Raw genomic sequence first — 18126 nt, forward strand, 5'->3', positions numbered from 1 at the left:
CGGTACGGAGCGGGAGGAGGACGAAGGCGTGCGGAACGCCGGAGCGTCCATCGACCCGCCTCCCGATCCGTTCGCGGCGGTACGCCCGGACACGCCGGTGGCGCTGCCCGTCGACCGGCAGTACTCCAACGACAAGACCGGCCAGGACGACCAGCCCGCCGGGCGTGCGTCCGGAGCCCGTAAGAGGCTCCCGCGCGGCGTCGCGCCGCTGCCGCCCGGCGTGTCGCCCGAGATCTTCGTCAGCACCCCGCCCCCGTCGGCCGCGCCGCAGAGCCCGCCGGTGACCCTGCCGCCCCCCGCCGGCCCGCCCGAGCCGTGGCCGATGACGGGAAGCGTGCGCGTGCGCCGGCCGGAGGACGAGCCCAAGCCTGAGCCGCCGGACCTCGACGAGCCCGAACCGGCGGCCCGGCGGAGCAGATTACGCATCGCCCTGCTCGTCACGGGTGCGGTCGGCCTGCTCTTCCTGCTCGCCTACGGCGTCCCCGCCACGTTCATCTGGGGGAAGGTGCCGCCGGGAACGCACGTCAACGACGTGGCCATCGGCGGCCTGAACGCCACCCAGGCGATCGACCGCCTGCACAAGCGGTTCGACGGCAACGACCAGGAGGCCGTCGGGCTCATGCTCGACGGGCGGCGCGTGGCGGTGCTGGACCCGCGCGACGCCGGGCTGACGATCGACGTCGAGGCGACGGTCGCCGACGCCGAGACCGGCTTCCCCAGCCCGATCGCCGTCTGGCATTCCTTGACCGGGAGCCGTGAGCTGCCGTTGCGCGTCTCCCTCAACGAGAAGAAGCTCGCCGAGCGCGTCCGCAAGGTGGCCAAGGAGATCGACCGTCCCGTCCGCGAGGGTGCGATCGTCTACAACGGCACCACGCCGGAGCTGGTCACTCCCAAGAACGGGCTCGCGCTCGACCGGGCGGCGACCGCCGCGGCGATCACGCGGGCGTTCGTGGACGCCCCCGCCCAGGTCAAGCTCCCGGTCATGGTCGTACGGCCCAGAGTCGGCGTGTCGCTCTTCCACGGGGCGATGGCGACCGCCCAGCGTGCGGTCGCCGCGCCGATCACCCTGGTCAACGGGCAGCGGATGGTCCGCCTCAGCCCCAAGGTGATCGCCGCCAACCTGACCTTCACGCCGGACGCGCTCGGCCGGGTGCGTCCGGTCTTCGACGCCCGCAAGGCGGTCGCCGGGCTGGAGACCAAGCTGGTCGGCGTGGCCGAGGCGCCGCGCGAGGCCGGGTTCGTGATCGAGAACCAGGTGCCGAAGCTCGTACACGCCCGCATCGGCAAGGGCGTCAACACCGACAAGCTCGCCGAGGCGGTCGGCGAAGTGATCGCCGACCCCGGCGGCCGGACGATCCCGGTGTCGCTGGCCGTCATCCAGCCCAGCCTCGGCGACGCGGAGGCCATGAAGCTCGGCGTGAAGGAGAAGATCGGCGAGTCGAGCACGGCCTTCCCGTGCTGCGCCCCCAGGGTGACCAACATCCACAAGGCCGCCGACCTGGTGGACGGCATGATCGTCCGGCCGGGACAGACCTTCTCGCTCAACGAGACCGTCGGAGACCCGGCGACCCGCGGCTTCGTCCGCGCGCAGGCCATCGACGGCGACCGCCTGGTCCTCGCGACGGGCGGGGGGATGTCGCAGTTCGCGACCACCATGTACGACGCGGTCTTCGTCTCAGGGATGGAGGAGGTCGACCGCACCCCGTACCCGTTCTACGTCACCCGCTACCCGGTGGGGCGCGACGCGTCGGTGAACTACCCCGACGACGATCTGCGGTGGCGCAACAACACCGAGTACGGCGTGCTGATCAAGGCCTCCTACACCGCCACGTCGCTGACGGTGTCCTTGTGGAGCACCAAGAAGTACGACCGCGTCGCCGTCGAGATCTCCGACCGCACCGACCCCACCCAGCCGCAGACCAGGACCGACAGCGCCCCTGACTGCATCCCCATGGCCGGCGCCCCCGGATTCACCGTCTCGGTCACCCGGGTCTTCCAGAGGGGCGGCAAGGTCGTCAAGAAGGACAAGCCGCGGACGACGGTGTACGAGCCCGCGCCCAAGGTGATCTGCCAGCCGGGACGGCAGTCGGGGACCAACAAGAGGGACGGCTCCGGCGACTCCGCCGTGCAGAACTCAGACGGCTCGGGCAAACAGCGCCGCAGAGACGGCAAGAAACAGCAGACCGAACCCAGCACCCCCGTCACGACCGACAAAAACGGCAACGGAAACGGTAACCGCAACAACCGCAACGGCAACAACAGCGATAACGGCAACAACGCCCACCGCAACACCAACGGCAACGAGAACCCGAACGGCAACGAGAACCCGAACGGCAACGGCGGGAACGGCAACGAGAACTCGAACCGCAACCAAAACTCGAACCGCAACGGGAATGGGAACGCCCCCCAGAACCGGAACGGCAGCAGCAACTCGAACGGCCACAGCAACGGCAACGGCCACAGCAACGGCAACTCGAACGGCAACGTGACCACGTCGTCATAGCCGTCGTCCGCCCAGTTCACCGGTCGCCCCCCGTACGACGGCGCCGTCATCGCCGTACCACTCCCCACCGCCGCGGCGCCGATCTGCGCCCTCCTGCGAACGGACGGGGCGAGTCCCCCCAGGTGGTGACGGTCACATCGTTCTCTCCGTCCTCCCATGAGTGGACGGGACGAGTCCCCCAGGTGGTGACGGTCACATCGTCCTCTCTGTCCTCCCATGAGTGGACGGGGCGGGTTCCCCGAGTGGTGGCGGTCGTCATCATCCTCCAGGGCACCGGGGTTCGGAGAGGGCGTCAGGTGAGGGGGATGACGAGGATGCGGTCGTCGTTGTCGGCGGGGGAGCCGCGGCCGTCCTTGTTGCTGGTGCTGACGTAGAGGGCCGAGCCGTCGGGGGCGGCGGTCACGGCGCGCAGGCGGCCGTACTCGCCCGTGTAGCGGGCGATGGGCTTGCCCGTGCGGCCGTCCCCGGTGAGCGGCACCTGCCACAGCCGCGTTCCGCGCAGCGCGGCCACCCACAGGGAACCTTTGGCGTAGGCCATGCCTGACGGGGACGCCTCGGCGGTGGACCAGGTGAGCAGCGGATCGACGAAGGCGTCACCGCCGCCGAAGCCCTCGACACCGGGCCAGCCGTAGTTCTTCCCCTTCTCGATCCGGTTCACCTCGTCGTAGGTGTTCTGGCCGAACTCCGGGGCGTACATGCGCCCGGCGGAGTCCCATGCGACGCCCTGCACGTTGCGGTGCCCGTAGCTCCAGATCACGTTCTGGAACGGGTTGCCCGGCGCGGCGGCGCCGTCCACCGTCATGCGCAGGATCTTGCCGCCCAGCGTGCCGAGAGCCTGGGCGAGCGGACGGTCGCCGGTCTCGCCGGTCGTGGCGTAGAGGTAGCCGTCGGGTCCGAACGCGAGCCGCCCGCCGTTGTGGATGCCGCCCTTGGGGATGCCGCTGAGGATCGTCACAGGGTCGGTCAGGCGGTCCTCGTAGCGGTAGCGCACGATGCGGTTCTCGGTCGCGGCGGTGTAGTACACGAAGACGTAGTGGTCCTTGGTGAACCGTGGGGAGACGGCGACGCCGAGCAGGCCGCCCTCCCCGCTCGCGGACACCTCCTCCACGACCCCCACCTGGGAGGCCTTGCCTGAGGGGGTGACGCGCAGCAGCCGTGCTGTGGAGCGCTCGGTCACCAGCGCGTCGCCGTCGGGGAGGAAGGCGATGGCCCAGGGCACGGCCAGCCCTCCGACGAGCGTCCGCGGCTTGCCGGGCGTCGCCGCCTGCGCGGGGGACCCAGGGGACGCGGAGGACGCGGCGGCGCCGGACGGGCCCGTGGTCGTGGCGCCGTCCGGTGCGGCGGAGGAGCGGCCGCCGGCCGGTGGGGCGGAGGAGCCGTCGCCGTCCGCGCGCCCGGCCGTTCCGGGCGTGCAGCCCGCCAGCAGCACGGCGGCGGCGGCCACGGCGACCGCGCGCCCCGCGGCCCGCCTCCGGGTTCGAGCGTGGGTCGCGGTGGGCTGTGCCTGGGCGGCGGTGGGCTGTGCCTGGGCGGCGGTGGGGGGCCGGTCGGCGTGGGCGGTGCCGGTGTGCGGTGATCCGTCGGACATCATGAACCTCCTACGTCACCCCATACTGCCGCCACCGCCGCGAGGTTCCGGGCCGCTCGGCGGGTCGTTAGGGTTGACGGTCATGAAGATTTGGGCTCCTTCGCAGGCCATCGTCGATGTCTTGACCGATCTGCCGGACGTGGAATGTGTGTTGTACGACGGCCTCGGGTCGCCGCCCGAGGGCGTCGAGGACGTCGAGGTGTGGATCCCTCCGCTGATCCCGCCCGGCCTGACCGCCGAGTTGCTCGCCCGTATGCCCAAGCTGCGCCTGCTGCAGACCGTGACCGCCGGCGTCGAGGCGTACCGTCCCTACCTTCCCGAAGGCGTGACCCTGTGCAACGCGCGCGGCGTCCACGACGCGGGCACCGCCGAGTGGGCGGTCGGCGCGATGATCACCGTGCTGCGCGACTTCCCGGCCTTCGCCGCCGCCCAGGAGCGGGGCGAGTGGACCTACCACCACACCGGCGTGCTGGCCGACGCCACCGTGCTCGTCATCGGGTACGGCTCGATCGGCCAGGCGCTGGAGCGCCGCCTGGAAGGCTTCGAGGTGGAGGTCGTCCGCGTCGCCCGCACCGCGCGTGAGGGCGTGCACGGCGAGGACGAACTGCCGCGGCTGCTGCCGGACGCCGACGTGGTGGTGCTGCTCGTGCCGCAGACGCCGGGCACGGCGCGCATGGTGGACGCCGCCTTCCTCGCCAGGATGAAGGACGGCGCGGTGCTGGTGAACGCCGCGCGCGGCTCGGTCGTCGACACCGGCGCCCTCGTGGCCGAGCTCGCCACCGGGCGGCTGCGGGCCGCCCTCGACGTGACCGACCCCGAGCCGCTGCCCAAGGACCACCCTCTGTGGACGACTCCGGGAGTGTTCATCACTCCGCACGTGGCGGGCAGCACCCCGGCGTCACTGCGGCGGATGACCAAGCTCATGCGATCTCAAATGCTGAGATATCTGTCCGGCGAGCCGCTGAACAACGTGATCACGGGGTCGTACTGATCGGCTTGACTCTCGTTTCTGACTCGTAACGATAGGAAAGCAAACCCAAGCCGTGGCTGCCTCGTGACCTCCGATGCGTACGGTGAGTCTCACCGCGCCACCGTTCGGGACAGCGAGCAAGGCGGTTTACAGATCGGTGACGACTGAGCGGTTGTCGTCTCCTACGCCACCCGGCGGGCGCGACACTGGCGACGTGACAGGGATGAGCCGCATGGGCGACGACGTTGAACGGCCTTCGTGACCCAAGGGTCCCGTTGACCGCCGCCGCCGGCCTCGGCGCGGTGGGCTTGGCGGCTGCCCTTCTCGTCGACGCCTCCTCCACGGCGGTCACCGCGGTGGCCGGGGTGGTGGCCGGCCTCGTCGCCGCCGTCTCCCTGCTGGCCGGTGCCGTACGCGTCGCGCCCGGGTGGCGCCACCAGTCGTCGGCCTGGCGCTGGCTCGCCTCCGGCTCCGGCGCCTGGCTGGCCGGGGTCGGCGTGCGTCCGCTGGCCGAGGGCACTCCGTTCATGCTCACCTTCGCCGACGTCCTGCTCATCGCCGGCGCCGTGCTGCTCGCGGTCGGCTGCGGCCGCACCGCGAGGCGCCGGGCGTACGGCAGGTCGTTGCTGCACTACGCCTCCAGCGCCTACATCAGCGCCGCGTCGCTGTTCATCATCGGCTGGGTCGTGCTGCTGGGCCCGCTGTACGCCAAATCGGACGAGCCGAGCACGCTGGCCTCGCCCGTGATGTGCCTGCTGGCGACGTGCGCCGTGGCCCCTGCCGCGCTGGCGTCGCGCTCCGCCGGGCGCCGGGTGGGCGTCGCCGCGCTGGCCGTGCTCGCGACGATCACGCTGCAGGAGCTCGCCACCGCGATGGCGCGGGTGACCGTCGGCGGCACCCCCTCGCTCGCCGCCGGCCTGGTGGCCCCGGCCGCGTTCCTGCTGCTGGCCGCCGCGCCGTGGGGCCGCCGCGCCCGCACCCGGCCGATGCGGGCGCCCTCGTCGGTGGTCGTGGAGGGCGCGCCGCTCGCGCTGGCCGCCGTCGCCACCGTCGTCCTGGCCGCCCACGTGATCGCCAAGGGGGCCGGGCCGTCCATGGCGGTGCTGTCCTTCGTGGTGGCCTCGGTGGTCGTGGTCCTGCTCGCCAAGGTCTTCGTGCTGGCCGTCGAGACGGTGAGCATGCGCGGGGGCCTGGACTCCACCGAACGCCGGCTCATCCACCTGGCCGAGAGCGCGGGTGACCTGGTCCTGGTCTGCGACCACGACGGCGTCATGCGCGAGATGGGTTCCGGGGTGGAGGCGCTGTACGGCTACCAGCCGCGCGAGCTGATCGGCCGCTCGATCTTCGACTACGTGCACGCGGAGGACGCGCCAGGCGTCCAGGCGGCGCTGAAGACGCTGACGTCCGACGAAGAGCCCCCTCTGGAGCGCCAGAGCGCCTGCCGGGTCGCCTGCCGGGTCCGCGCCGCGGACGGCACGTGGCGTCCCGCCGAGTCCGTCGCCACCCGCCACCCCAGCGAGGGGGAGGACCTCGTCCTGATCTCCACGCGGGACGTCAGCGACCAGGTGGCGCTGCGCAACCAGGTGGCCCACCTCACCTTCCACGACGGCGTGACCGGCCTGCCGAACCGCGCCTACTTCGAAGAGCGCACCCGCGAAGTGCTGGCGCGCAGAGGCGGCGGCACCACGGCGGTGGTGTTCATCGACCTCGACGGGTTCACCGGCGTGAACGACTCGGTCGGCCACGCCTGCGGCGACTACCTGCTCAGCCAGGCCGCCCGCCGGCTGCGCGCGGCCGTGCACTCCGACGACACGCTGGCCCGCTGGGGCGGCGACGAGTTCGCGGTGCTGCTGGAGTCCGGCGGCTCCGGCCCGTCGACCGGCTCGGGCACCGCCGACGCCCAGTCGGCCATCGACCTGGCCGAGCGGCTGGTGCGCGCGGTGTCCTCCGAGCCGTTCCGGGTGGCCGACCGCGACATCGCGCTGACCGCCAGCGTCGGGGTGGCCTTCGCCGAGGACGGCGTGCCGGCCGGCGACCTGATCCGCAACGCCGACGTGGCGACCACGCGGGCCAAGGAGCTCGGCGGCCGCCGCGTCGAGGTGTTCGCCGCCCACATGCACGCCGACGTCGTACGCCGCCTGGAGCTGGCCGCCGACCTCCAGCGGGCGCTGCTCGCCGGCCAGTTCGCCGTGGAGTACCAGCCCGTGGTCGATCTGGCGACCTCCCGGGTGACCGCGGTGGAGGCTCTGGTGCGCTGGTGCCGGGGGAACACGCTCGTACCGCCGCAGCAGTTCCTCGGCGCGGCCGAGGACACCGGCCTGATCGTCCCGCTCAGCGAGTGGATCCTGCGTGAGGCGTGCCGCGAGGTCGCGGCCTGGCGGGCGTCGTCCTGGGACATCGGGCTGTCGCTCAACCTGTCCTGCCGGCAGATCACCGCGCCGCGGTTCGTGGAGACCGTCGAGGCGGCGCTGGCCGAGAGCGGCCTGCCCGCGAGCGCGCTGACCCTCGAAGTGATCGAGGAGATGCTCGTCGAGGACGCCGACGAGGTCGTCAACCGCCTGTCGGAGCTGCGCGCCCTCGGGGTGCGGCTGGCGATCGACGACTTCGGCACCGGGTACGCCTCGCTGGCCTTCCTGCGGCAGCTTCCGGTCGACATGATCAAGATAGACCCGTCCTTCGTGTCGGGCCTCGGATGCGACGAGACGCTGACGCTGCTCACCCGCACGATCGTGCGGCTCGGCCACGACCTGGGGCTCATCGTGGTGGCCGAGGGCATCGAGCGTCCCGAGCAGCTCGAACTGCTGCGCGAGATGGGCTGCACCCGTGGCCAGGGCTACCTGGTCGCCCGACCCATGGCGGCGCGCGGCGTCGACTCCCTCATGCGCACCAGCGTCGCCCCCCTCCAGAACACCGCCTGACTCAGGCTCAGAGTCCCGGGGAGCAGAGCGAGGCCGGGCAACGCCATCCCATATGATGAGACTTGTGTCCGGGGATTTGACACCCGTGACGTCCCAGGGGCTATGGTTGCGGCATGCGTATCACTGGGGACTCGATTGCCGGGCTGGCGCAGCCTCGGCTTGACGGTGTAGTACTTCGCCGGCGCGCGGGTCGCTGACGAAGAGTCCCCAGCCTGCGCGCAGCCCCAGCACCGCCACCTCGGCGGGGCGGGGCATTTTTTATGGCCACACCCAGCTCAGCCACGCAAGGAAACGAGCCGATGACCGAAGAGATGACAGGTGCGCAGGCCCTCGTCAGGGCGCTGGAGCAGGTCGGGGTGGACACCGTGTTCGGGATTCCCGGAGGCGCGATCCTTCCCGCCTACGACCCGCTCTACGACTCCACCAAGGTCAGGCACGTCCTTGTACGACACGAGCAGGGCGCCGGGCACGCCGCCGAGGGGTACGCCCAGGCGACGGGCCGGGTCGGGGTCTGCATGGCCACGAGCGGCCCGGGTGCCACCAACCTGGTGACCGCGATCGCCGACGCGTACATGGACTCTGTGCCGATCGTGGCGATCACCGGCCAGGTCGCGGCGCCGCTCATCGGCACCGACGCCTTCCAGGAAGCCGACATCTCCGGCATCACCATGCCGATCACCAAGCACAACTTCCTGGTCACCGAGGCCGGTGACATTCCGCGCATCATCGCCGAGGCCTTCCACATCGCCTCCACCGGCCGTCCCGGCCCTGTCCTGGTCGACATCTCCAAGGACGCCCTGCAGGCCAAGATGACCTTCAGCTGGCCGCCCACCATGCGGCTGCCCGGCTACCGCCCGGTGACCCGGCCGCACTCCAAGCAGATCAGAGAGGCCGCGCGCCTCATGGCCGAGGCCAAGCGCCCGGTGCTGTACGTGGGCGGCGGCGTGCACAAGGCGCGCGCCTCCGCCGAGCTGATGCAGCTGGCCGAGCTCACCGGCATCCCGGTGGTCACCACGCTGATGGCCAAGGGCACCTTCCCCGACAGCCACCAGCTGAATCTCGGCATGCCCGGCATGCACGGCACGGTCGCGGCCGTGGGCGCGCTGCAGCGCAGCGACCTGCTCATCGCGCTCGGCACGCGGTTCGACGACCGGGTGACCGGCAGGCTCGACACCTTCGCCCCGCAGGCCAAGATCATCCACGCGGACATCGACCCCGCCGAGATCTCCAAGAACCGCCACGCGGACGTCCCGATCGTCGGCGACTGCCGCGAGGTGCTGACCGACCTCATCGGCGCCATCAAGCACGAGCAGGCCGAGGGCCGCACCGGCGACTACGCCGCCTGGTGGACGGTGCTCAACGGCTACCGCGACACCTACCCGCTCGGGTACGACGCTCCGGACGACGGCTCGCTGGCTCCGCAGTACGTCATCGAGCGCATCAGCGCGATCGTCGGGCCGGACGCCTACTACGTGGCCGGCGTCGGCCAGCACCAGATGTGGGCCGCCCAGTTCGTCGGCTACGAGAACCCCGGCACGTTCATCAACTCCGGCGGCGCGGGCACGATGGGCTTCGCGGTGCCGGCGGCCATGGGCGCCAAGATGGGGCAGCCGGAGACCACGGTGTGGGCCATCGACGGCGACGGCTGCTTCCAGATGACCAACCAGGAGCTCGCCACCTGCGCGCTCGAAGGCGTGCCGATCAAGGTGGCCGTGATCAACAACGGCAACCTCGGCATGGTCCGGCAGTGGCAGACGCTGTTCTACAACGAGCGCTACTCCAACACCGACCTGCAGTCGCCGCGCCGCATCCCCGACTTCGTCAAGCTGGCCGAGGCGTACGGTTGTGTCGGCCTGCGGTGCGAGCGCCCCGAGGACGTCGACGCGACGATCCGCAAGGCCATGGAGATCAACGACGTGCCCGTGGTCGTCGACTTCGTCGTGCACAAGGACGCCATGGTCTGGCCCATGGTCGCCGCCGGAACCGGCAACGACGAGATCAAGATCGCTCGCGACATGGCTCCCGTGTGGGACAACGAGGAGCAGTCATGAGCCGCCCGGGCCGCGACGGCGGCCGGGCCCACGGACCATCCACCGGTTTGGCAGGAGGCAACGCATGAGCCGCCACACGCTGTCGGTTCTCGTCGAGAACAAGCCCGGCGTCCTGGCCCGGGTCGCCGCGCTGTTCAGCCGGCGCGGCTTCAACATCGACTCCCTGGCGGTCGGGCCGACCGAGCACGACGACGTGTCGCGCATGACCATCGTCGTCAACGTCGCCGAGCTTCCGCTGGAGCAGGTCACCAAGCAGCTCAACAAGCTGGTCAACGTGATCAAGATCGTGGAGCTCGACCCCTCCCAGTCCGTGCAGCGGGAGCTCACGCTCATCAAGGTCCGCGCCGACTCCGACACGCGTTCCAACGTGCTCGAACTGGTGCAGCTCTTCCGTGCCCGCTGCGTGGACGTGGCCACGGACGCGGTGACCATCGAGGTCACCGGCACGCCGGACAAGCTCGACGCCTTCATCAAGGTGCTGGAGCCGTTCGGCATCAAGGAACTCGTCCAATCGGGCATGGTGGCCATCGGCCGCGGCGCCCGTTCCATCACCGACCGCTCGCTCAGGGCCCTGGACCGCAGCGCGTGAGCCCTGCGGGCGCGAGCCGCAAGAAACCACGAAAGGCAAGCTAGTGACTGAGATCTTCTACGACGACGACGCCGACCTGTCGGTCATCCAGGGCCGGCACGTGGCGGTGCTGGGCTACGGCAGCCAGGGCCACGCCCACGCGCTGTCGCTGCGCGACTCCGGCGTGGACGTCCGGGTGGGTCTGCCCGAGGGCTCCAAGAGCCGTGAGAAGGCCGAGAACGACGGCCTGCGTGTCGTCACGCCGGGGGAGGCCGCCGAGGAGGCCGACCTGATCATGATTCTCGCGCCCGACCACATCCAGCGTCACCTGTACGCCGAGCACGTCGCGCCGAACCTGGTCGAGGGCGACGCGCTGTTCTTCGGTCACGGCCTCAACATCCGCTACGGCCTGATCGAGGCGCCCGAGGGCGTCGACGTGGCGATGGTGGCGCCCAAGGGTCCCGGCCACCTGGTCCGCCGCCAGTTCACCGCCGGCCGCGGCGTGCCGGTGCTGGTCGCCGTCGAGCGTGACGCGACCGGCAACGCCTGGCCGCTCGCGCTGTCGTACGCCAAGGGCATCGGCGGCACCCGGGCCGGCGCGCTGAAGACGACCTTCACCGAGGAGACCGAGACCGACCTGTTCGGCGAGCAGGCCGTGCTGTGCGGCGGCGTGTCCGAGCTGATCAAGGTCGGCTTCGAGACCCTGGTCGAGGCGGGCTACCAGCCCGAGGTCGCCTACTTCGAGTGCCTGCACGAGATGAAGCTCATCGTCGACCTCATGTACGAGGGCGGCATCTCCAAGATGTACTGGTCGGTGTCCGACACCGCGGAGTTCGGCGGCTACACCCGCGGCCCGCGCGTCGTCACCTCCGAGACCAAGAAGGAGATGCAGCGCATCCTCGGCGAGGTCCAGTCGGGCGCGTTCGCCCGCGAGCTGGTCGAGGAGTTCGACGGCGGCCAGGGCAACTTCCGCAAGTACCGCGAGGAGCTGTCGCAGCACCCGATCGAGCAGACCGGCGCCAAGCTCCGCCCGATGATGAGCTGGCTCAAGGAGAAGTAAGCCCCGCGGGGACGATCGACCGCCCGAGCCGACCTCCGGCTCGGGCGGTCATCTGTTCCGGGTGGCGTCAGGCGAACAGCTCGTCAATGGAGTTGATGGTGCCGGCGCGTCGTCCCCACTCTTCGATCCGTGTCAGATCGGAGCATTCCAGGATCTCGGTCCGCGCGTCGTCGGACAGCTCGACTCCCCGCGCGTCCAGCACGAGCAGCAACATCTTGGCCTCGCCCCTCGCTTCGCCTTCGGCGAGCCCTTCGGCGAGGCCTTCGGCGAGGCCGTCAGCCTTCCCCTGCCCGTAGTAGCCGCGAGCGTAGTCGCTCTTGTACTCGCGTGTACCGGTGGCCATCATTTCCTCCAGAATCTCGCGGGCCCCTACCGTGAGCATGGCCAGCACTTCGTCAATATAACCCTGTGCCTGCTCGGATTCGATGTGCTCGAGCCCTTCCAGCATCGCCGTGAAGATCTTCTCCCGGTCCGCGCTTTCACCGTGAGTCATCGCCGACAGGACGGCCAGTTCCGGGTTGGTCTGCGCCTGTTGTGAATCGATGATCGCCGGGATCTCGTCTGGGCCCAGCACCAGCGGCCGGAAAACCAGTTCCGGGTGCCCGAGGGGGATCGGCCGGGCACACCACCGGGCGATCCCGCGTTCGGGGCTGATGACCAGCAGCACGACCGGGCAGCGCAGTCGGCTGCGGAGGGTCGCCAGGTAGGCGGGCCAGCTCCATCGCTTGTTGTAGTCCCTGCTGCATTGCACTTCGACGATGACGGCCATGTCGCTGTCGGTGTCGCTTCGCAGGCTGACCACGGTGTCGGCGCGGTATTCGGTGGGGTTGTGCTCGGTCAGGTCCGCCGACTCCACACGGGCCTCGGCGAAGACGGGGACGGTGTCGGGCCGGACACATCCGAGTAGGTCGGCCGCCAGGGACGGGCGTTCTCGTATGAGTTCGAGCCAGATCTGATGTTCTCTCGTGGGCATGACGTGAACACTATACGTGTTCGCTTGATAACTCTTTGGAATCACGAGAATCATTCATTGACCGGTACCGCTGTCTCGGTGGGCGACCCCGCTCAGCTCGGGACTGGTGCGTGATGCGGACTTCGCCGAGATCCGATCCGCTGCCCTCGTCCGCGGCGGCGACGCGTCGGGCCGGCTGGTACGTCGCGTCGCCGTCGCCGTGGGTGGTCAGGTCAGCAGGGGGTGGGCTTGAGCCAGGAGCATTCGAGGGCGGTGTCCTCTGGGGTGGTGGGGGTGGCGGTTCTGAGCTGGGCGGGGGCGTTGACGGGGGTGTCACGCTTGAACTGCGCGAGGCGGACGGCGATGGCGTCCTCGACGGCGGGCTTGGGGTTGCCGGTCAGGTAGTTGTTGGTCAGGATCGAGAACACCAGCGGCTCGCCGTCGGCGCTGGTGACGTAACCCGACAGTCCCGAGACGCTGGTGAGCGAGCCGGTCTTGGCGTGCACGTTGTTCGCCGCGGCCGTGCCCGTCATGCGGCTGCGCAGCGTACCGCCGGTGAAGCGGTCGGCGTTGCCGGCGATCGGCAGCGCGTCGTACCAGGTGGTGAACCACGGCTTGGCGCGCAGGGCGATGAGGTAGGCCGTCAGCTCGCCGGGAGTGACCCCGTCGAGCCGCGACAGGCCCGAGCCGTCGCGCAGCCGCACGTTCTTGATGCCGTTGGCCTTGGCGAAGGCGGTGGTGACGGCGAGGCCGGCGGCCCAGGTGCCCTTGCCGGAGACCTTGCGTCCCATCGCCTTGGTCAGGATCTCGGCGTGCATGTTGTTGCTGAGCTTCAGGAACGGCACCAGCAGCTGAGAGAGCGGCATCGACTCGCGGGTGGCCAGCGTCTTGGCGGCCTCCGGCGCCGCGCCCCGTCCGGTCTTGCCGAGCACACGCACCCCGTGCGCGGCGAGCGCCTTGCGGAACAGCGAGGCGGCGTACCCGGTGGGGTCGTCGACGGCCACCCACTCGTCGTAGGCGTCCGCGACGGTGCCGGTGATCACGACCGTGTTGGTGCCGTGCACGCGGTTCACCAGCACGTCGGTCGTGGCGCCGGTCGTCGCGTGGTTCTCGATCTTGATGTGGTCGGTCTCGGGCGTGGTGGTCACCTTGGCGGGCGCGCCCGCCGCGCCGCCGGGCGCCACCGACACGATCACCGAGCCGGCGTCGTAGTCGGTGTCGGGGGCGGCGGTGAGCGCCGAGATCTGGCCGGCGTAGTAGTACGGCTCGTCGTCCCACGCCCAGTCGGTGCCGAGACGGACGTCGTCGAACCAGGTGTCGTCGGCGATCAGCTTGCCGGTGACCAGCTTCACGCCCGCGCCGGCGACCTTCGCGGCCAGCGCGTCGTAGTCGGCGGCGAGCATCGTCGGGTCGCCGGTGCCCTTGAGGTACAGGTCGCCGGTCAGCGCCGAACCCGCCCGGCGTCCGGAGCCGAGCACGCTCGTGGTGAAGCGGTAGTCCAGGCCCAGGGTGTCCACGGCGGCCGCCGAGGTGAGCAGCTTGGTGTTGGACGCCGGCAGGAAGATCTTCCCGGCGTCCTGCGCGTAGAGCTGCTCGCCCGTCGCGGCGCTCTTGACGACCACGCCGGAGCGCGCCACGACCAGGTTCGACGCGTTGAGGATCTGGTCGATGTCGTTGGTCAGGTCCGCCACGCCCGGGGCCGGGTCGGCCGCGCTCGCGGGCGCGCCGCCGGTCGCCTGCGTCATCGTCGCGGCCAGCGCCGCCGCGGCCAGTAGCGTGGTGATCTGTCTGCGTCTGTGCACAGGTGCCTCCAGAGGGCTGGGCCTGGGGGGATCATCGGCAATGCCGCTCCGGCAGACAATACGGAAACCTACGTATGTCGAGCGGGAGAGCCCCGTGATCCAGGCCACAGGTCGCCGCAATCATGGACGGCGCGTTCAAGGGCTGACCACCTCCACTCGGCCACCGAACGCCGCCCGGCCGATCCACCCCTGGGAGCCGAACATCGGCGACCCTCTGATTTGAGAGGTGAACATCAGCATCGGCGGTGGACCGTCATCCGGGTGGCCCGCGATCACTCAGCCGTCCATGGCCCGGGAGGTGAACCTTTCAGGCAAGGCCGGGGGCGAGGTGTGCGGGCGGAATTGCCCCGGGGCCACAACCTGGGCATACGTCCTGTCCGGCTCTCGGCACGGGCGTCCGCCCCGCAAGGATCGTTGACCTGGTCGGCCGGGAAACCTAGCGTCCGGGGCGCAACGCCGTGTCACGTCCGCCCCACCCCCTCGCGGAACGGAGGCATCCAATGGTCCGGAAGCTACGTGCCCGGCTCGTCCCCCTGGCCGCCGCCATCCTGCTGACCACCGTGTCGGCGCCCGCCCTCGCCGACGTGGTGCCATCCATCGGCCCCAACCAGTACTTCTCCGGCCTGGTGAACGGCCAGTCTGGAAGATCGGTCATCAGAATGGCGTGCTTCGGCCCGGTCTATCCCGGTCAGACCGGTCATCCGTTCGCCGGCCAGACGGTCGAGGTCCGCCCCGTCCCGAGTCCTTCGCAGCGAGACCTGGGTTACACCGGCAGCGCCGCCAGGGAGATCGGGGTCGCCTTCGGCAACTCCTACTCCGCCGCCCCGCCGGTCGTCCTGCGCTATTACGGCGTGACCGCCGAGATCCCCGCGACGCTCAACCTGCCCTGCTACGGCAGCGGCACCGTCACGTTCGTCCCCCTCCCGACCAGCTCCACAGCCCACCCCGCCACGGTAACCGTCGACTTCGTCGGCCAACCCTGACCCCGCCCTCCCCGCGCCGGCACCCTCCGCGCCGGCGCGGGCTTCGGCATGCCCGGCTGAATCCGCACCCCTGCTGACCAGGGGGGCCTGCCGCGCGCCACATGCCGCACTCTCGAAGAAGCATCTTTCAGCGTGCTGAGTGATCGTCATATCAACGCAGCATGCGACACTCGGCGCGGCCCTGGCATCGTTCCGAGTCGCTGTGCACCTCGCTCCAGATCCGCCCTCGTGACCGCACACGATGGAAAGTTGATCTTGACATGACGAGCAATCCCAGCAAGGGCACCGGAACGCTGATCCAGGAACGGCGCGCATCGCCGGCCACGTTGCGCCGGGTTCCCGACACCAGCCTGCGAGACCAGCTCGGCGGCGTGTTCGCGATGCGGAACGACCAGGTCGGCTTCCTCTCGCGAATGATCGACACCTACGGCGACATCGTCCGCATCCGGGTGCTAGGCATTAAGATGATCATGCTCAACAACCCCGACTACTTCGAGCGCGTCCTGGTCAGGAACCACGAGAACTACGACAAGAACACCTTCCTGTTCCGGGCCGTGGAGCCGATCCTGCGCGGCGGCCTCATCGGCAACGTGGGCGGCGAACCGTGGCGGCGGCAGCGCCGCATCATGCAACCCTCGTTCCACCGCCCCCAGGTCGCCGGGTTCGCACAGAACATGTCGGACGAGACCTCCCGCATGCTGCGGCGCTGGGACCGGGAGTACAAGTCGGGGGACGTCGTCAACGTCAGCACCGAACTCGGACAGCTCGCGATGCGCATCGTCTTCAGATCACTCTTCGGCGCGGACGTCGGATCCAGGGGAGACGCCATCGAGGAGATGTTCCTGGAGGCCAACCAGATCGTCGGCGCCTTCTTCCGATTCCCGTTCCCCCCGCTGAGCTTTCCCACCAAGGGCCATCGCCGCCTCAACGAGATCATCCGGACGATGGACGGCTTCGTCTCCGACGTCATCCGCAAGCGCCTGGGCAGCGACGAGGAGCACCACGACCTGCTGACGGCGCTGATGAACGCCGTCGACGACGAGACCGGCACCGGGATGACCCCGCTGCAACTCCACCGCGAGGTGCTGAACATCATCATCGGCGGGTACGAGACCACCAGCAACTCCGTGGCCTGGCTGGTCTACCTGGTCGGCCAGCACCCCGAAGTGCAGGAACGGCTGCACGCCGAGGTCGACAGCGTCCTCGGCGGCCGGGTGCCCACCTTCGACGACGTGCCGCGGCTGACCTACACCCGCATGATCGTCGACGAGACGCTGCGCCTGTACACCCCGGCCTGGCAGACGATGCGGCGCGCCAACGAGGAAGACGAGATCGGTGGCTATCGCATCCCCGCGAAATCCGACATCTACCTCAACATGTTCACCCTGCACCGGCACCCGGACTTCTGGCCGTCCCCGGACACCTTCGACCCGGAGCGCTTCACCCCGGAACAGATCGCCCGGCGGCCGCGTCACGCCTACATCCCGTTCGCCAGCGGACCGCGCAACTGCATAGGCAAGCACTTCGCGCTCACCGAACTCACCATCATCCTGGCCATGATCGCCCAGGCGTACCGGGTCGAGATCCCCGAGGACCGCCGCTCCGTGGAGATCGAGCCACTGATCACGATGCACCCCAAGGGCGGCATCCACACCCGGATGGAACGGCGATGACGGCCCCGCCCGCCACCGTCGACCACTGCCTCGACGTGCTCCTGCCGAAGACCCTGGACGTGTTCCCGCCCCTGCTCAACGAGCATTTGCGCGTCGCGCGCGACCACCTCTCCGAGTGGGTGGTGGAGCACGACCTGGTCCGCAAACCCGCCGCACGACGTCGCTTCGAGCAGGCCGACTTCGCCTGGTTCGCCGCCGTGACCTATCCGGCCGCCGACGAGCGGGGCCTGTGCCTGATCGCCGACTGGTTCGCCTGGCTGTTCCTGCTCGACGACCAGTTCGACGACGGCACCGTGGGACGCGACCCCGCGCGCGTCCAGGACCTGATGGGACGGCTGGCCGCCGTCCTCCTCCAGGACGGCGATGACCCGGGCACGGCTCGGCCGGCCATCGTGGCGGCGCTGGCCGACCTCTGGCGCAGAACGATCCCGCGCGCCACGCCCGCGTGGCGCGACCGCTTCGTCCACCACATCGCCGAGGGCGGCGCCGCGGCGATGTGGGAGGCGGGCAACCGCACCCGCGGACTCGTGCCGGACGAGGCCACCTACATCACCAAGCGCAGGCACACCGGAGCCATCTACGTCTGCATGGATCTCATCGAACCCGCCGACCTCGCCGAGGTGCCCGCGGCCGTGTACGACCACCCGGCCTACCAGGACGCCCTCCGCGCGGCCTGCGACGTCGTGTGCTGGACCAACGACGTCTACTCGCTGGAGAAGGAACTGTCGGTCGGCGAGTACCACAACCTGGTGCCGATCGTCGAGCGCGCCCGCGGCCTCACCCGCGCGCCCGCCGTCCAGCACGTCGTGAGCGCGATCGCCCGCGAGGTCGACCGCTTCCTGCTCCGCGAACGCGAAACCCTGGCGGCCCTCCCCGGCCACGCCGCCGAAGCGGCGAGGAACTTCGCCGGGATGCGTTCATGGATGCGCGGCAACCTCGACTGGTCCGCCAGGACCAAGCGTTACCGCGCCGCCGGCGAGGAGACCGCGCACCGGCCCGCCGACTACCTCGACGCGCTGGCCGAGGCGGGAACATGATCGAAAGCCCGGTGTCGACGG

12 protein-coding genes are annotated in these 18126 nt (G+C 70.2%); 9 read left to right on the forward strand and 3 right to left on the reverse strand.

Going from position 1 to position 18126, the window contains the following annotated elements; all coding sequences use genetic code 11:
- Window positions 1-28: 28 nt before the first annotated feature.
- A complete protein-coding gene (locus ACZ6QO_RS19060) occupies window positions 29-2503 on the forward strand; it encodes a VanW family protein (protein ID WP_465852298.1) in 2475 nt (824 codons plus the stop codon).
- A 292-nt stretch (window positions 2504-2795) separates the two neighbouring features.
- On the opposite strand, the gene ACZ6QO_RS19065 is transcribed toward ACZ6QO_RS19060, so the two are convergent.
- Window positions 2796-4094, reverse strand: coding sequence for a PQQ-dependent sugar dehydrogenase (locus ACZ6QO_RS19065; protein ID WP_465852300.1), 1299 nt, complete (start codon window positions 4092-4094; stop codon window positions 2796-2798).
- A 118-nt stretch (window positions 4095-4212) separates the two neighbouring features.
- Between ACZ6QO_RS19065 and ACZ6QO_RS19070 the strand changes: the two genes are divergently transcribed.
- The 5 genes from ACZ6QO_RS19070 (at window position 4213) to ilvC (ending at window position 11658) form a co-directional block, all read left to right on the forward strand.
- On the forward strand, window positions 4213-5082 hold the full coding sequence (locus tag ACZ6QO_RS19070; RefSeq protein WP_465852302.1) for a 2-hydroxyacid dehydrogenase: 870 nt from the start codon (window positions 4213-4215) through the stop codon (window positions 5080-5082).
- A gap of 254 nt (window positions 5083-5336) precedes the next feature.
- Entirely contained in the window at window positions 5337-7979 is a 2643-nt protein-coding gene (locus ACZ6QO_RS19075; RefSeq protein ID WP_465852304.1) for a putative bifunctional diguanylate cyclase/phosphodiesterase, read from the forward strand.
- A 260-nt stretch (window positions 7980-8239) separates the two neighbouring features.
- Entirely contained in the window at window positions 8240-10030 is a 1791-nt protein-coding gene (locus ACZ6QO_RS19080; protein ID WP_465852306.1) for an acetolactate synthase large subunit, read from the forward strand.
- 64 nt (window positions 10031-10094) lie between these two features.
- Window positions 10095-10619, forward strand: a complete 525-nt coding sequence (gene ilvN / locus ACZ6QO_RS19085; protein ID WP_465852308.1) for an acetolactate synthase small subunit — start codon at window positions 10095-10097, stop codon at window positions 10617-10619.
- A 52-nt stretch (window positions 10620-10671) separates the two neighbouring features.
- On the forward strand, window positions 10672-11658 hold the full coding sequence (gene ilvC, locus ACZ6QO_RS19090; protein WP_465852437.1) for a ketol-acid reductoisomerase: 987 nt from the start codon (window positions 10672-10674) through the stop codon (window positions 11656-11658).
- A gap of 67 nt (window positions 11659-11725) precedes the next feature.
- On the opposite strand, the gene ACZ6QO_RS19095 is transcribed toward ilvC, so the two are convergent.
- Together ACZ6QO_RS19095 and dacB are read right to left on the reverse strand one after the other, a co-directional pair.
- The gene (locus ACZ6QO_RS19095) at window positions 11726-12631 is read right to left on the reverse strand and encodes a hypothetical protein (RefSeq protein ID WP_465852309.1); all 906 of its coding nucleotides are present in this window, start codon (window positions 12629-12631) and stop codon (window positions 11726-11728) included.
- A 212-nt stretch (window positions 12632-12843) separates the two neighbouring features.
- Window positions 12844-14412, reverse strand: a complete 1569-nt coding sequence (gene dacB, locus ACZ6QO_RS19100; RefSeq protein WP_465852311.1) for a D-alanyl-D-alanine carboxypeptidase/D-alanyl-D-alanine endopeptidase — start codon at window positions 14410-14412, stop codon at window positions 12844-12846.
- A gap of 500 nt (window positions 14413-14912) precedes the next feature.
- Here dacB and ACZ6QO_RS19105 point away from each other — a divergent pair, with 500 nt between their 5' ends.
- The 3 genes from ACZ6QO_RS19105 to ACZ6QO_RS19115 all read left to right on the forward strand — a co-directional run bounded on the left by ACZ6QO_RS19105 (window position 14913) and on the right by ACZ6QO_RS19115 (window position 18105).
- Window positions 14913-15395, forward strand: a complete 483-nt coding sequence (locus tag ACZ6QO_RS19105) for a hypothetical protein (protein ID WP_465852313.1) — start codon at window positions 14913-14915, stop codon at window positions 15393-15395.
- A gap of 260 nt (window positions 15396-15655) precedes the next feature.
- On the forward strand, window positions 15656-17068 hold the full coding sequence (locus ACZ6QO_RS19110; protein ID WP_465852315.1) for a cytochrome P450: 1413 nt from the start codon (window positions 15656-15658) through the stop codon (window positions 17066-17068).
- Window positions 17065-18105: a terpene synthase family protein gene (locus tag ACZ6QO_RS19115; protein WP_465852316.1), complete on the forward strand. Its 1041-nt coding sequence runs from the start codon at window positions 17065-17067 to the stop codon at window positions 18103-18105. The genes ACZ6QO_RS19110 and ACZ6QO_RS19115 overlap by 4 nt, the downstream gene beginning before the upstream one ends.
- Window positions 18106-18126 lie beyond the last annotated feature (21 nt).

The organism is Sphaerisporangium sp. NPDC049457 (assembly GCF_055586705.1).

Coding starts and splice junctions, on each gene's coding strand:
- ACZ6QO_RS19065 (WP_465852300.1), bottom strand. CDS start 4,094: ATGATGTCCGACGGATCACCGCACACCGGCACCGCCCACGCCGACCGG.
- ACZ6QO_RS19110 (WP_465852315.1), top strand. CDS start 15,656: ATGACGAGCAATCCCAGCAAGGGCACCGGAACGCTGATCCAGGAACGG.
- ACZ6QO_RS19115 (WP_465852316.1), top strand. CDS start 17,065: ATGACGGCCCCGCCCGCCACCGTCGACCACTGCCTCGACGTGCTCCTG.
- ACZ6QO_RS19105 (WP_465852313.1), top strand. CDS start 14,913: ATGGTCCGGAAGCTACGTGCCCGGCTCGTCCCCCTGGCCGCCGCCATC.
- ACZ6QO_RS19080 (WP_465852306.1), top strand. CDS start 8,240: ATGGCCACACCCAGCTCAGCCACGCAAGGAAACGAGCCGATGACCGAA.
- ilvN (WP_465852308.1), top strand. CDS start 10,095: ATGAGCCGCCACACGCTGTCGGTTCTCGTCGAGAACAAGCCCGGCGTC.
- ACZ6QO_RS19095 (WP_465852309.1), bottom strand. CDS start 12,631: ATGCCCACGAGAGAACATCAGATCTGGCTCGAACTCATACGAGAACGC.